General features: G+C 64.8%; 12 protein-coding genes. 10 read left to right on the plus strand and 2 right to left on the minus strand.

Annotation, left to right across the window (positions count from 1 at the left end):
- Positions 1-55 precede the first annotated feature (55 nt).
- Positions 56-2284, plus strand: a complete 2229-nt coding sequence (locus YY7_RS0138310; RefSeq protein WP_028167793.1) for a CHASE2 domain-containing protein — start codon at positions 56-58, stop codon at positions 2282-2284.
- Between the two features lie 228 nt (positions 2285-2512).
- Here the strand turns inward: YY7_RS0138310 and YY7_RS0138315 are convergent, their stop codons facing one another.
- The gene (locus YY7_RS0138315) at positions 2513-4120 is read right to left on the minus strand and encodes an ABC transporter substrate-binding protein (RefSeq protein WP_028167794.1); all 1608 of its coding nucleotides are present in this window, start codon (positions 4118-4120) and stop codon (positions 2513-2515) included.
- Between the two features lie 236 nt (positions 4121-4356).
- Between YY7_RS0138315 and YY7_RS0138320 the strand changes: the two genes are divergently transcribed.
- The 9 genes from YY7_RS0138320 (at position 4357) to YY7_RS0138360 (ending at position 15045) form a co-directional block, all read left to right on the plus strand.
- Positions 4357-5988 (plus strand): ABC transporter substrate-binding protein, encoded by a 1632-nt coding sequence (locus YY7_RS0138320; protein ID WP_433994556.1) that lies wholly within the window; start codon positions 4357-4359, stop codon positions 5986-5988.
- A gap of 202 nt (positions 5989-6190) precedes the next feature.
- The gene (locus YY7_RS0138325) at positions 6191-7144 is read left to right on the plus strand and encodes an ABC transporter permease (protein ID WP_028167796.1); all 954 of its coding nucleotides are present in this window, start codon (positions 6191-6193) and stop codon (positions 7142-7144) included.
- 4 nt (positions 7145-7148) lie between these two features.
- The gene (locus tag YY7_RS0138330; protein WP_028167797.1) at positions 7149-8036 is read left to right on the plus strand and encodes an ABC transporter permease; all 888 of its coding nucleotides are present in this window, start codon (positions 7149-7151) and stop codon (positions 8034-8036) included.
- Positions 8037-8134: 98 nt separating this feature from the next.
- A complete protein-coding gene (locus YY7_RS0138335; protein ID WP_028167798.1) occupies positions 8135-9175 on the plus strand; it encodes an ABC transporter ATP-binding protein in 1041 nt (346 codons plus the stop codon).
- Positions 9172-9369, plus strand: coding sequence for a hypothetical protein (locus tag YY7_RS0138340; RefSeq protein ID WP_028167799.1), 198 nt, complete (start codon positions 9172-9174; stop codon positions 9367-9369). The genes YY7_RS0138335 and YY7_RS0138340 overlap by 4 nt, the downstream gene beginning before the upstream one ends.
- Positions 9366-10778 (plus strand): Asp-tRNA(Asn)/Glu-tRNA(Gln) amidotransferase GatCAB subunit A, encoded by a 1413-nt coding sequence (locus YY7_RS0138345; protein WP_028167800.1) that lies wholly within the window; start codon positions 9366-9368, stop codon positions 10776-10778. Before YY7_RS0138340 ends, YY7_RS0138345 begins: the two co-directional genes overlap by 4 nt.
- Positions 10775-11767: an ABC transporter ATP-binding protein gene (locus YY7_RS0138350; protein ID WP_028167801.1), complete on the plus strand. Its 993-nt coding sequence runs from the start codon at positions 10775-10777 to the stop codon at positions 11765-11767. The genes YY7_RS0138345 and YY7_RS0138350 overlap by 4 nt, the downstream gene beginning before the upstream one ends.
- A 228-nt stretch (positions 11768-11995) precedes the next feature.
- The gene (locus YY7_RS0138355; RefSeq protein WP_028167802.1) at positions 11996-13741 is read left to right on the plus strand and encodes a type I secretion system permease/ATPase; all 1746 of its coding nucleotides are present in this window, start codon (positions 11996-11998) and stop codon (positions 13739-13741) included.
- Complete coding sequence (locus YY7_RS0138360; RefSeq protein ID WP_028167803.1) at positions 13738-15045, plus strand: HlyD family type I secretion periplasmic adaptor subunit; 1308 nt, start codon at positions 13738-13740, stop codon at positions 15043-15045. The genes YY7_RS0138355 and YY7_RS0138360 overlap by 4 nt, the downstream gene beginning before the upstream one ends.
- Before the next feature lie 154 nt (positions 15046-15199).
- Here the strand turns inward: YY7_RS0138360 and YY7_RS0138365 are convergent.
- The coding region (locus tag YY7_RS0138365; RefSeq protein WP_028167804.1) for a transposase at positions 15200-15434 on the minus strand (235 nt) is incomplete at its 5' end.

Raw genomic sequence — 15434 nt, forward strand, 5'->3', positions numbered from 1 at the left:
ACCCGTGGAGAACTCCCGGCGTGATCAATCGACGCGGGCGTGATATCGAGACGGTATGAGGCGGCTGAAGGCATTGCGAAGGTGGTTCAAGCGGCGCTTCGGCTACGCGCGGCTCGCCTGCGTTGCGCTGTTGATCGGCTTTGCCGCGCTCAGGGTGCTCGATCCACCGCCGATCGAGGAACTTCGGGTCAGGACGTTTGACGGTTTCCAGGTCGTCGAGCCCCGGGTCAAGACGATCAGGCCGGTCACCGTCGTCGATATCGACGAACAGAGCCTGTCCGAGCTCGGCCAGTTTCCCTGGCCGCGCACGCTGATCGCCGATCTCGTCACCAACCTGACAAAGCTTGGTGCGGTCGTGATCGCCTTCGACATCGTGTTCTCCGAGCCTGATCGGCTCAATCCGGATGCTGCAGCCGACACGATCCGCAATCTCGACGAGGAGACCAGAGCGAAGCTGCGGGCGCTGCCGAGCAACGACCAGATCCTGGCGGAGGCGATGGGCAAGTCGCGCGTGGTGCTGGGCGCCTCCGGCCTGCCGTTCGTGGTCGCCGAATTCGACAAGTCGCTGCCGCTGACGCCGCTCGCCATGAAGGGCGAGGAGCCGCAGCCGTTCATGTTCGATTTTTCCGGCCTGCTGCGCAACGTCCCCGTGCTGGAAGGGGCCGCCGCCGGCCGCGGCCTGTTCACGATCAGGCCCGAGCGCGACGGCATCGTCCGCCGCGTGCCGATGATCATGCTGGCGCAAGGCGCCACCATGCCGTCGCTGAGTTTCGAGGTGCTGCGGGTGGCGACCGGCTCCGGCACCGTACTGATCGATACCGACAAGGCCGGAATCAAGAGCCTCTCGCTCCGCGGCTTGCGGATTCCGACCGACCACAACGGCCAGCTCTGGGTGCATTTCGCTCAGGCTGACCCCTCGATCTACGTCTCGGCGGTCGACGTGCTGCACGGGCGGGTGCCGGCGGAGAGGATCCAGGGCAAGCTGGTCCTGATCGGCACCTCGTCGGTCGGGCTGAACGATATCAAGACCACGCCGGTCACGCCCGCGATGCCTGGCGTCGAGATTCATGCTCAGGTGCTGGAGAGCGCGCTAAGCGGAGCCAGCGTGTCGCAGCCGAACTACGGCATTGCGTTCGAGTTCGCGACCGCGCTGGTGTTCGGCCTGCTCGTGATTGCATTCGCCCCGCTGTTCGGGCCGATCACGCTGGTCGGCTTAGGTGCGGTGTTCGCGACCGCGCTGATAGGCACCTCCTGGTATTTCTACACGCAGCACCGCCTGCTGATCGATTTCACCTATCCCTTGATGTCGACCACGGCGATCTATCTCACGCTGATCTTCTCCAGCTTCGTTCGCGAGCAGCAGCAGCGGAAGCAGATCCGCGGCGCGTTCGCCCAGTACATGTCGCCTGCGCTGGTCGAACAGCTCGCGCAATCGCCGGAGAAGCTCGTGCTCGGCGGCGAGGAGCGCGAAATGACCATCATGTTCTCCGACGTCCGCGGTTTCACCACGATCTCGGAATCCTACAAGCACGATCCGCAGGGACTGACCGCCCTGATGAACCGCTTCCTGACGCCGCTCACCAATGCGATCCTCGCCCGCAAGGGAACGATCGACAAATACATGGGCGATGCGATCATGGCGTTCTGGAACGCGCCGCTTGACGACAAGGAGCACGAGATCAACGCCTGCGAGGCCGCGATCGACATGCTCGAGCGCATCGACGAGCTCAACAGGCTGCGCAAGCAGGAGGCCGACGCCGGCGGCCACGTCTACATCCCGCTCAATGTCGGCATCGGTCTCAACACCGGCGTCTGCGTGGTCGGCAATATGGGCTCCGACCTGCGCTTCGACTATTCGGTGCTCGGCGACAGCGTCAATCTCGCTTCGCGCTTGGAGGGACAGTCCAAGGAATACGGTTTTCCCATCATCGTGGGGTCGCAGACTGCACTCGCCGCGAAGGAGAAGTTCGCGATCCTCGAACTCGACTTCATCATGGTCAAGGGCAAGAAGGAGCCGGAGGTGATCTATGCGATTGCCGGCCGCGATGACATCGCGCAGTCCGGCCGCTTCCAGCGCCTGCGCAATCTCACGATCGAGATGCTGGCCTGCTACCGCGGCCGCGACTGGCAAGGCGCGCTCGCCGCGATCGAGCGCGGCCGCAAGACCGACGAGGGCCATGCGCTTGAGCGTCTGTACAATCTCTACGAAGCGCGCATCCGCCATTTTCTCGAGAACCCGCCCCCGGAAGATTGGAACGGCGCGTTTGCGTTGCTGACGAAGTGACGCAGTGATTTGTAGGGTGGGCAAGGCGAAGTGTGCCCACCATCCGCACTCCGCAAGAAATGGTGGGCACGCTGCGCTTTGCCCACCCTACGACTCCGCGTCGTCATTCCGGGGCGATGCGAAGCATCGAACCCGGAATCCATTTTTCCGCCATCGCCTGCGGTCCGATGGATTCAGGGTTCGCGCCGAGAGGCGCGCCCCGGAATGACAACGCTATCTACGGCAGACTCACTCCAGCCCGATCTGCGTCAGGTCCTGAAACCAGTGCTGCGCCTGCACGAAGGTCTTCACCTTGGGCGACAGCGCATGCGGGTTGGTGTCGTGCACCACCCACACGAGCACCGCATCGTCGACGATCAGCGCATGCGCCTGCGCCAATAGTTCGTCCTGCTTGGTGGTGTCGAAGGTCTGCTTGGCCTCGTCGATCAGCGCATCGACCTTCGGGTTCTTGTAGCCGCCCCAGTTGACGCCGACGGGCGCGATCTGGCCGGAGTGGAAGAAGCGTACGATCGCGTAGAGCGGGTCCGAGGTCACATAGGCGATGTTGTTGGCGGTGATGCCGGCGTTCATCTCGTCGGCCGCGCCCTTGCGCCAATGCGTATAGAGAGTCTCGAGCTCGACCACCTTGAAGTCGACGTCGATGCCGATCTCCTTGAAGCTCTGCTGCAGGAATTCGTTCATCGGCAGCGACAGCATCTGTCCGGTGCCGCCCTGGGCGATGATGAAGGTCGTCTTCAGCGGTTTCTCCTTGGAGTAACCGGCTTCCTGCACCAGCTTCTTGGCAGCGGCGAGATCATATTTGATGTCGAAGCTCGGCTTGCCGAACCATGGGCTCGACGGGTCCACCTGGCCCTTGGCAGGCTTTGCCAATCCGTTCATCAGTCCGACCACCGCGTCGCGATCGATCGCGAGGTTGAGTGCCTTGCGCAGGCGGATGTCGGTCCAGGGCGAGCCGGGCAGCACGCTTAAGTGATAGTTCCAGACATGCGGCGTAACGTTGTCGACGATCTTCATGCCGGCAGCCTTGAGCTGCGGCACGGCATCCGGCGCCGGCGTCTCGATCAGGTCGACCTGCCCCGCGAGCAGCGCGTTGGTGCGGGTCAATGCCTCCGGCATCGGGATCAGCACCATCTTGTCGACCTTCGGAATGCGCTTCTTGTTCCAGTAGTCGTCGTTCTTGGTGAGCTCGGCGAGCTCACGCGGCACAAGCTTGGTCAATTTGAACGGGCCGGTGCCGGAGGGCTGGCTGGCGAACTTGTCCCAGTCCTTGCCGAGCTTTTCATATTGCGCGGGGCTCGAGACCAGGAACCAGAGCATCTGGTAGGGGAAGAAGGAGTCGACCGTCTTGGTCGTGATCTCCACGGTGAAGTCGTCGATCTTGGCGTAGCTCGCGACCGACGGCAGCCGGGTCTTCACCTGCGCGCTCTGCCGCTTGTCGAATTGCGGTGCCTTGTCGTTCAGCACCTTGTCGAGATTCCAGATTACGGCGTCGGCGTTGAACTCGCTGCCGTCATGGAACTTGACGCCCTTGCGCAGTGTGAAGCGCCACTTGGTCTTGTCTTTGTCGTCGACTTTCCATTCCGTGGCGAGGCCCGGCACCAGCTTTCCCGGCCGGTCGGCGACGTCCATCTCCCAGGCGACGAGTGGATCGTAGATCGTATAGGCGGTGAATTGATAGGCACCGGCGCCGCGATCGGGCTGGCCGGTCGTGAGCGGGATATCCGCCATCGAGATTCCGTAGCGCACCACGGATTCGGCTTGCGCCGGCTTGGCGCTCCAGCTTGCGCCGATGGCAAGCGCCAAAGCGGCTACGAGAATCGAATATCGGGTGCGCATGTTACTGAAGCTCCGTTGACGTATTCCGAATACCGGATGCCAACCAAGCAAGCTTGATGCCAGATTAGGCACATATTTCCGTCCCGCAGCATGGACTGAGAAGAATCGACGCATCCAGGGGCGATTTCCTGCAGAACTATTCCCCTTGGCACAGGCATTGCATACGATTGCCCAACAATTAATCACCCGAAGTTGAAGAAGGGACCTTTGAGATGCGTACTGAGAAAACCAGAACGATGGCGCTGGCCGCAGCGCTGGCGATTGCGCTGGCGGGCCTGCCGCGCGCGGCCGGCGCCGAAACGGTGCTGCGCATCGGCATGACCGCTGCCGATATTCCGCGCACGCTCGGGCAGCCCGATCAGGGCTTCGAAGGCAACCGCTTCACCGGGCTCACGATGTACGACGCGCTGACGATGTGGGACTTGTCGTCATCAGACAAGGCGAGCGTCGTCATCCCCGGCCTTGCGACCGAGTGGAAGGTCGACGATGCCGACAAGAAGAAATGGATCTTCAAGCTGCGCCCCGGCGTCACCTTCCATGACGGCTCGCCGTTCAATGCCGATGCCGTTGTCTGGAATGTCGACAAGGTGCTCAAGCAGGATGCACCGCAGTTCGATCCCAGCCAGGTCGGCGTCACCGCTTCGCGCATGCCGACGCTGGCCTCGGCCCGCAAGGTCGACGACATGACGGTCGAACTCACCACCAAGGAGCCGGACAGTTTTCTGCCGATCAACCTGACCAACCTGTTCATGGCGAGCCCGGCAAAGTGGCAGAAGTTCTATGACACTTCCGAAGGCGCCGATGCCAAGGCGAAATCGCAGGCCGCTTGGGCCGCGTTCGCCAAGGACGCCTCCGGCACCGGTCCGTGGAAGATGACGAAATTCACGCCGCGCGAGCGGCTCGAACTCGCCAAGAACGCTGCCTATTGGGAGAAGGCGCGCGTTCCGAAGGTCGACAAGATGGTGCTGCTGCCGATGCCGGAAGCCAATGCGCGCACTGCGGCGCTGCTCTCCGGCCAGGTCGACTGGGTCGAGGCGCCGGCGCCGGATGCGCTGCCCGAGATCAAGCAGCGCGGCTTCGTGCTTTACTCCAATGAAGAGCCGCATGTTTGGCCCTGGCAGTTCTCCCGCATCGAGGGCTCGCCATGGAACGACATTCGCGTCCGCAAGGCCGCCAATCTCTGTGTCGATCGCGAAGGCCTGCGCGACGGCCTGCTCGCCGGGTTGATGGTGCCTGCGACCGGCACCTTCGAGCCGGGCCATCCCTGGCGCGGCAATCCGACCTTCCAGATCAAGTATGACAAGCCTGCCGCGCAGAAGCTGATGCAGGAGGCGGGCTATGGTCCGAACAAGAAGCTGACGGTGAAGATCCAGACCTCTGCTTCAGGTTCTGGCCAGATGCTGCCATTGCCGATGAACGAATACCTGCAGCAGGCGCTCGCCGAATGCTATTTCGACGTACAGCTCGACGTGATCGAATGGAACACGCTGTTCACCAATTGGCGGCGCGGTGCCAAGGACCCGACCGCCAATGGCTCCAATGCCACCAACGTCACCTATGCGGCGATGGACCCGTTCTTCGCGCTGGTGCGCTTCCTGCAATCGTCGATGGCGCCGCCGGTGTCGAACAATTGGGGCTATATCAATAACCCCAAGTTCGATGAACTCGTGACCAAGGCGCGCCAGAGCTTCGATCCCGCCGCGCGCGATGCGGCGCTTGCCGAGCTGCATGCGGCCTCCGTCGATGATGCGGCGTTCCTTTACGTCGCCCACGACGTCGCGCCGCGCGCGATGAGCCCGAAGGTCAAGGGTTTCGTGCAGCCGAAGAGCTGGTTCGTCGATTTCTCGCCGGTCTCGATGACGCAGTGAAGTTGAGAACGTAGTCGCCAATCACCCTCTCCCCTTGTCGGAGAGGGTGGCTTCGCGAACGCGAAGCCGGGTGAGGGGTCTGTCTCCGCGGACGCGCCTCTTTCCTTCGATTGCTTCAGTATCCGCGGATAGAACCCCTCATCCGGCGCGCGTCGCGCGCCACCTTCTCCCACAAGGGGAGAAGGGAAGTAGAGAGTCGCCTGTGTTTACCTATATCGCCAGACGCATCGTCTATGTGATCCCGATCGTCATCAGCGTCGCGCTGGTGTGTTTCCTGCTCGTGCACATCACGCCCGGCGATCCCCTGGTCGCGGTGCTGCCGGCCGACGCCTCGCAGGAGCTGGCGCAGCAATTGCGTACCGCCTATGGCTTCGACCGTCCGTTGCCGGTGCAGTTCGGGCTGTGGCTATGGCGCGCTGTGCACGGTGATCTCGGCAGTTCCATCGCGACCGGCCGGCCCGTGCTGTCGGAAGTGATGCGCGCCGTCGGCAATACCGTGACGCTCGCGATCTTTGCGGCGATGATCGGCTTCACGCTCGGGCTGCTGTTCGGGTTGATTGCCGGCTATTTCCGCGATAGCTGGATCGACAAGCTCGCGACGTCGTTTGCGATCGCCGGCGTCTCGGTGCCGCATTACTGGCTCGGCATGGTGCTGGTGATCATCTTCTCGGTGCAGCTCAACTGGCTGCCCGCGGTCGGCGCTGGTCCCGGCGGCTCCGGTGCGTGGGCGTGGGACTGGGATCATTTGCGCTACCTGATCCTGCCTGCGGTCACGAGCTCGGTGATCCCGATGGGCATCGTCACCCGCACGGTGCGCGCGCTGACCGGTGATATCCTGTCGCAGGATTTCGTCGAGGCCTTGCGCGCCAAGGGCCTGCGCGAGACCAACGTGTTCCGCCACGTCATCAAGAACGCGGCGCCCACCGCCCTCGCGGTGATGGGATTGCAGCTCGGCTACATGCTCGGCGGCTCGATCCTAATCGAGACCGTGTTCTCCTGGCCGGGCTCGGGACTGCTGCTCAACTCCGCGATCTTCCAGCGCGATCTGCCGCTGCTGCAGGGCACGATCCTGGTGCTGGCGCTGTTCTTCGTGCTGCTCAACCTCCTGGTCGACATCGCGCAGGCCGCGATCGACCCGCGGATCAAGCGAGGCTAGCGCGATGAGCACGATCACCGATCTTGCACTGCAAGCTGCGCCCGTAACCAAGGCACGCGGCTATTGGGCGACCGTGGGCCGCCGCATCATGCGCGACAAGATCAGCATAGCCTGCGCGCTCATCCTGATCCTGATCTTTGCCTCGGCACTGTTCGCGCCATGGCTCGGGCTCGCCGATCCCTACCAGGGCTCGATGATCCGCCGCCTGCGCCATATCGGTACGCCAGGCTATCTGCTCGGCACCGACGAACTCGGCCGCGATATGCTGTCACGTCTCGTCTATGGCGGCCGGCTGTCGCTGATCATCGGCATCCTGCCGGTGATCTTGGCCTTCGTGATCGGCACCGGCCTCGGGCTGGTCGCGGGTTACGTCGGCGGCAAGCTCAATACCGCGATCATGCGCACCATCGACGTGTTCTACGCCTTCCCCTCGGTGCTGCTGGCGATCGCGATCTCCGGCGCGCTCGGCGCCGGCATCGTCAACTCCATCGTGTCGCTCACCGTCGTGTTCGTGCCGCAGATCACCCGCGTTGCCGAAAGCGTCACCACCGGCGTGCGCAACATGGATTTCGTCGAGGCCGCGCGCGCCTCCGGTGCCGGTCCGCTCACCATCATGCGCGTGCACATGCTCGGCAATGTGCTGGGCCCGATCTTCGTCTACGCCACCGGCCTGATCTCGGTGTCGATGATCCTCGCCGCCGGCCTGTCCTTCCTCGGCCTCGGCACCAAGCCGCCGGAGCCGGAATGGGGCCTGATGCTGAACACGCTGCGCACCGCGATCTACGTCAATCCGTGGGTCGCGGCGCTGCCGGGCGTGATGATCTTCGCCGTCTCGATCTGCTTCAACCTGCTGAGCGACGGCATGCGCAGCGCCATGGACATCAGGAACTAAAGCGATGAGATCGACTACAGCTATCTCCGCAGCGGTCCCCACCTCTCCCCGGTGGGGAGAGGTGAACCTGGAGGCCCCGCGTGAGTAACCCAATCGACATGCTCACCCCGATCGAGGACGTCGGTGGCGCCGCGCAGCCATTGCTTCAGGTGAAAGGCCTGACCAAGCACTTCCCGGTGCGCGGCGAATTGTTCAGCGCGCGCAAGACCGTGCGGGCCGTCGATAACGTTTCCTTCGCAATCGCCAAGGGCGAGACCGTCGGCATCGTCGGCGAGTCCGGTTGCGGCAAGTCGACCACCGCACGCCTCCTGATGCACCTGATGAAGCGCGATTCCGGCGAGATCATCTATGACGGCATGCAGGTCGGCCGCGCGCTGTCGCTGCGCGAATTGCGCCGGGGCATGCAGATGGTGTTCCAGGACAGCTACGCCTCGCTCAATCCGCGTCTCACCATCGAGGAATCCATCGCCTTCGGTCCGAAGGTGCACGGCATGGCAGATAGCGCCGCCCGCGCGCTGGCGCGCGAGCTGCTCGGCAAGGTGGGTCTGCGGCCGGAAAACTTCGCCAACCGCTATCCGCACGAAATCTCCGGCGGCCAACGCCAGCGCGTCAACATCGCGCGTGCATTGGCGCTGTCGCCGCGGCTCGTGATTCTGGATGAAGCGGTCTCCGCGCTCGACAAATCGGTGGAGGCGCAGGTGCTCAACCTGCTCGCGGATTTGAAGCGCGAGTTCGGCCTGACCTATCTCTTCATCAGCCACGACCTCAATGTCGTCCGCTACATCTCCGACCGTGTGCTGGTGATGTATCTCGGCGAAGTCGTCGAGCTCGGCCCGGTGGACAAGGTCTGGGACCAGCCCGCGCATCCCTATACGCGCGCACTGCTGGCCGCGATGCCATCCTCCGATCCGGACAAGCGGACCGAGGTGCCGCCGATCTCGGGCGATCCGCCGAACCCGATCGATCCGCCGCCGGGCTGCCGGTTTCACACTCGCTGCCCGTTTGCGGAGCCGCTCTGCGCAAAAGCCACTCCACAACTGACCACGCTCGATAGTACGGGTCATCAGGCGGCGTGCTACATGGCTATTCCGGGCTCGGGGCACAGCCGCGCACCGGCAAGGGAGGAAGAGGCGGCATGACGAAACCCAGTCCGAAGGAAGCTACGGCGATGGCCGACGTCGCAGGCGTGCCCATCGACGGCGAAGCTGCCGCGCGCATTTCCAATTCGATCAGCCCGGCCTACGCCGGCTTCGCGCCGGTCGCCGGCACGCTGCCGTTCGATCTCGAGCCCGCGAGCTTCCTGCTCGCGCAAACCGCGAAGGTGTCGAAATGAGCAGCGAACTCGCCTTGATGTCGCTGACCGCGGTCGCGAAAGCGATCGCCGACAAGAAAGTCTCCTCGCGCGAGGTGACCCGAGCCTTGCTGCACCGCATCGCGGAGTGGCAGCCCAAGCTCAACGCCTTTATGGCGATCGAATCCGAACAGGCGCTCGCCGCCGCCGACCAAGCGGATGCGGAACTCGCGAAGGGCAAGAGCCGCGGCGTGCTGCACGGCGTGCCGCTCGCGCACAAGGACATGTATTACGAGGCCGGCAAGGTCGTGACCTGCGGCTCGCTGATCCGCCGCGACTTTGTCGCCAAGACCACGGCGACCGCGCTGCAGCGATTGAAGGATGCCGGCAGCATCCGGCTCGGCTCGCTGCAGATGGTCGAGTTCGCCTACGGCCCGACCGGCCACAATGTGCATTACGGCCCCGTCCGTAATCCCTGGAACGTAGCTCATATCACCGGCGGCTCCTCCTCCGGCTCCGGCTCGGCGGTCGCAGCAAGGCTGACCTCCGCGGCGCTGGGATCGGACACCGGCGGCTCGGTCCGCATGCCCGCGCATTTCTGCGGCGTCACCGGACTGAAGACGACCGTCGGGCGCGTCAGCCGCGCCGGCGCAATGCCGCTGTCGCAATCGCTCGACACCGTCGGCCCCTTGGCGCAAACGGCTGAGGATTGCGCGCTGCTGCTCGGCCTGATGGCGGGTAGCGACCCCGAGGATTCGACCGCCTCGACCTTGCCGGTGCCGGACTATCTGGAAGCCACCAAGGGCTCGCTGAAAGGCCTCAAGATCGGCGTGCCCACCGCCTTCTATATCGACGATCTCGATTCCGAGGTGGCGCGCATCCTCGACGAGACCATCGCCGTTCTCAAGCGGGAGGGCGCGGAAGTCATGAAGGTCGAGTTGCCCGACCAGCGCCAGCTCAGTTCGGCATCCCAGCTCGTGCTTGCAGCCGAGGCGGCCGCCTTCCACAAGCGCTGGATGATCGAGCGTCCGCAGGATTACGGCGCGCAGGTGTTGATGCGGCTGCAGAACGGGCTCGCAGTTCCCGCCGTCAGCTATCTCGAAGCGATGCGCTGGCGCGGCCCCGCACTTGCGGCCTACAATGCCGCGGTTGCCGGCGTGGACGCCGTGATCGCGCCGGCAGCGCCGGTGCCTGCGCCGACGATCGCCGAGAGCGATGTCGGCAACGGCCCTGGCGCCGAGGCGGTGATCCAGCGGCTGACGCGCTTCACCCGCCCGGTCAACTATCTGGGCCTGCCGTCGCTGGCGATCCCCTCGGGCTTCACCCGCACGGGGCTCCCGGTCGGCATGCAACTGATCGGCCGCTCCTTCGAGGAAGCCACGCTGCTTCGCATCGGCGCGGCGTTCCAGCGGGCCACCGATTTCCACGCCAAGGTGCCGAAGCTCGCATGACCAATCTTGTCGAAGTCCGGAATCTCAACATCCGCTTCACCGGCGAACGCACGGTGCACGCCGTCAATGATCTGAGCCTCTCGCTCCGTGAGGGCGAGGTGCTCGGCCTGCTCGGCGAGTCCGGCTCCGGCAAGAGCGTCACGCTGCGGGCGCTGATGCGGCTGTTGCCGAAGAAGCGGACGCAGATTTCGGGCAGCGTCAAGGTGCTGGGACAGGACGTGCTCGGGATGGACGACGAGGCGCTGTCGAATTTTCGCGGCCAGACCGTCTCGATGATCTTCCAGGAGCCGGCGCTCGCGCTTGATCCGGTCTACACCATCGGCCGCCAGATCGCGGAAACCGTGATGCGGCATGAGGGCAAGAGCGAGCGCGAGGCGACGGCGCGTGCGCTCGAGATGCTGGAGGTGGTGCGCATTCCCTCCGCCAAGCGCCGGCTCGACTCCTATCCGCACGAGATGTCGGGCGGCATGCGCCAGCGCGCGATGATCGCGCTCGCGCTCGCCTGCAAGCCGAAGATCCTGCTCGCGGACGAGCCGACCACCGCGCTCGATGCCACCGTGCAGATCCAAATCCTGCTGCTGCTGCGCGAATTGCAGCGCGAATTCGGCATGTCCGTGATCTTCGTGACCCACGATATCGGGGTCGCGATCGAGATCTGCGACCGCGTCGCGGTCATGTATGCCGGGCAGATCGTCGAGCAGGGCAGTCTCCGCGGCATCGTGCGTTCCCCGGTCCACCCCTACGCCAAGGGCCTGCTCGCCTCGACCATCCATGGCGCCAAGCGCGGGGAGCGGCTGGAGACGATCCCGGGCACGCCGCCCTCGCTCGACCGCGCGCCGACCAGTTGCTCCTTCGCGCCGCGCTGCAGCCTGGCCCAGCCGCGCTGCTCCGAGCAGTTGCCGCCCGCCGTACAGGTGGCGCCGGACCGCATCGCGCGCTGCGTGCTCGCCGAAGTCTCTCTCCGTAGCCCGGGTGAAGCGCTAGCGTAACCCGGGGACCACTCGCCAACGCCGACGCAGTTGTCCCGGGTTGCGCGTTCCGCTCCACCCGGGCTACGAAGCCGGGCCGTCATTAACCTTCCGGGACGGTTGCGCGGTGCGGAACTGTGCCGAAATTAACGCAACCAGAATGCGCCTGCCGCGACATAAATAGACGCTGGCCACAAACATCGGTAAAACGTGGTCAATACTTGACCCTTTTTGCAGAGATAAGCATTCATGGCAGCCGCTCCCGGCGTCCGGCGTTCCGAACTCGGCGATGCCCTGCGCGCCTGCCGCGCCGCCTTCATCGGCGTCGGCCTGATGAGCTGCGTGATCAACGTCCTCTATCTGACCGGCTCGATCTTCATGCTGGAGGTCTACGACCGCGTGCTGCCGAGCCGGAGCGTGCCGACCCTGGTCGGCCTGGTCGTGCTGGCTGCCGGGCTTTACATCGCGCAGGGGATGCTTGATCTGCTGCGCGGACGGATCCTGGGGCGGATCGGCACCTCGCTGGACGAGGCGATCAACGCGCGTGTGTTCGACACCATCGTGCGCCTGCCGCTCGTCATGGGCAATCGCACCGAAGGCCTGCAGCCATTGCGCGATCTCGACAATGTCAGATCGTTTCTCGGCAGCCAGGGGCCGGGCGCGTTCTTCGACCTGCCGTGGCTGCCGCTCTACATGGCGATCTGCTTCGCCTTCCACTGGCTGCTCGGCGTCACCGCGCTGGTCGGCGCGATCATCCTGATCACGCTGACGCTGGTCACCGAATTCATGTCGCGCCGCCCCGCCAAGGAGGCGATGACGCTCGCCGCCCGTCGCAATGATCTCGCCGCGGCGAGCCGCCGCAATGCCGAAGTGCTGGTTGCGATGGGCATGTCCGGCCGGCTGCAGCGGCGCTGGAGCGAGGCCAATGAGAATTATCTCGCGGGCAACCAGCGCGCGAGCGACGTCGCCGGCGGCCTCGGCGCGGTCGCCAAGGTGTTGCGCATGATGCTGCAGTCCGCGGTGCTCGCGGTCGGCGCTTATCTCGTCATCTTCCAGGAGGCGACCGGCGGCATCATCATCGCGGGTTCCATCCTCAGCGCCCGCGCGCTGGCGCCGATCGATCTCGCGATCGCGCATTGGAAGGCGTTTGTCGCCGCGCGGCAGAGCTGGCAGCGTCTCAGCCGCCTGCTGCAGCAGATGCCACCGGCCGGCACTCAGACCTTGCTGCAGGCGCCGACGAAGCGGCTGTCGGTCGAGGCCGTCTCGCTTGCGGCGCCGGGCGACCAGCGGGTGATCGTGGCCGAAGTGGCGTTCGCGCTCGAAGCCGGCGGTGGCGTCGGCATCATCGGTCCCAGCGGCTCAGGCAAGTCATCGCTGGTGCGCGCGCTGGTCGGCGTGTGGATGCCGTTTCGCGGCAAGGTGCGGCTCGATGGCGCCGCGCTCGACCAATGGTCGCCGGACGTGCTGGGCCGCTACGTTGGCTATCTGCCGCAGGACGTCGAACTGTTCGCGGGCACGGTGGCGCAGAACATCTGTCGCTTCGATTCCGAGGCGAAGTCGGACGACATCATCGCCGCCGCCAAGGAGGCCGGCGTGCACGAGATGATCATCAAGATGCGCGAGGGCTACGACACGCAAGTCGGCGAGCACGGCACGGCGCTGTCGGCCGGCCAGGCGCAGCGGATCGCGCTGGCGCGCGCGCTCTATGGCGATCCATTCCTGATCGTGCTGGACGAGCCGAACTCCAATCTCGATAGCGAAGGCGACGAGGCGCTGACGCGGGCGGTGCGCTCGGCGCGCGAGCGCGGCGCCATTGTGGTGGTGGTGGCGCACCGGCCGATCGGGATCGAAGGTGTCGACCAGATCCTGGTGCTGAAGGAAGGCCGCATGCAGGCCTTTGGCCCGAAGGAAACCGTGCTGGCGCAGGTGCTGCAGCCGCGCGTCGCGCCGGCGCCGCCGATCAAGATCGTCTCCGAGGCGGGAGGCAAATCATGAGCGAAGAATTGCGCGGGGCGCGACGCTCGATCCGGCTGCATCTGATCGTGGGCCTCGTCGTCGTGCTGGTGGTGGCGGGCGGCTTCGGCGGCTGGGCCTCTACTGTGCCGATCTCGGGTGCCTTGATTGCGCCGGGTTCGGTGGTGGTCGATTCCAACGTCAAGAAGGTGCAGCACCCGACCGGCGGCGTGGTCGGCGAAGTCCGCGTGCGCGACGGCGATCTCGTCAAGACCGGCGATATCGTGGTGCGGCTGGACGAGACGGTGGTGAAAGCGAGCCTTGCGATCGTGGTCAAGACGCTCAACGGGCTCTATGCGCGCGCGGCGCGTCTGGAGGCCGAGCAACAGGGCCGCGACAAGATCGCCTTTCCGAAAGCCCTGGCCGACCGCGCCGAGGATCCCGACGTCCGCGACGTCCTGGCGAGCGAAACCAAGCTGTTCGAGGTCCGCGTCAACGGCCGCATCGGCCAGAAGGCGCAACTGCGCGAGCGCGTCACCCAGCTCAACGAGGAGATCGAGGGTCTGAAGGCGCAGGAGGCTGCCAAGGACAAGGAGATCGAGCTGGTGCAGAAGGAACTGGTCGGCGTCCGGCAGCTGTTTGACCAGCATCTCGTGCAGCTCACGCGGCTGACCACGCTCGAGCGCGACGCCGCGCGGCTTGCCGGCGAGCGTGCGCAATACATCGCTGCCCGCGCGCAGGCCAAGGGCAAGATCACCGAGACCGAGCTGCAGATCATCCAGGTCGACAAGGACATGCTGGCCGAGGTCTCCAAGGATCTGCGCGAGACCAACGACAAGATCGGCGAATTCGTGGAGCGCAAGGTGACCGCCGAAGACCAGCTCCGCCGCATCGATATCCGCGCACCGCAGGACGGCATGGTGCTGCAGTCGACGGTGCACACCGTCGGCGGCGTGATCACCGCGGGCGATGCCATCATGATGATCGTGCCGCAGGCTGATGCTCTCTCGGCGGAGGCTAAGGTCAATCCGCAGGATATCGACAAGCTGCAGATCGGCCAGAAGACGCTTCTGCGCCTGTCGGCCTTCAATCAGCGCACTACGCCGGAGATCAGCGGCGTCGTCACCCGCGTCTCGGCCGACGTCACCACCGACCAGCGCACGGGGCAGAGCTTCTACACCATCCGCGTCTCGATGCCGTCGGACGAGATCAAGCGCCTCGGCGACGTCAAGATCATCCCTGGCATGCCGGTCGAAGCTTTTGTTCAGACCGGAGACCGCACCATGCTGTCTTATCTGATGAAGCCCCTGAGCGACCAGTTCATGCGCTCGTTCCGGGAGAAGTGACTCCCGTAGCCCTCCGTCATTGCGAGCGGAGCGAAGCAATCCATGCCTCCGCAAGCGGTGACATGGATTGCTTCGTCGCTATCGCTCCTCGCAATGACGGGAACACTTCACGTCGTCGCGCCCGCGTTCGGGCGACAGCTAGAGCGTGATGTTTTTATACGGAAACATATCCTGAGTTTTTGAGATAGTTGGCGCACTCCTCGGGTGAGAAGAGATCGAGGAGTTCTCCGACCTTTCGCCAGGTTGCCTCGACATCGCGGGGCTCCGCGGCGCGCGTCAGGTGTTTGAGTTTGGCGAAGACCTGTTCGATCGGATTGAGGTCGGGGCTGTAGGGCGGCAGGAAGAGCATATGCGCGCCCCTAGCGCGGATGGCGTTGCGGGCGAGCTTG

Origin of the sequence: Bradyrhizobium elkanii WSM2783 (genome assembly GCF_000472865.1) — a bacterium.
Lineage (GTDB): Bacteria > Pseudomonadota > Alphaproteobacteria > Rhizobiales > Xanthobacteraceae > Bradyrhizobium > Bradyrhizobium elkanii_A.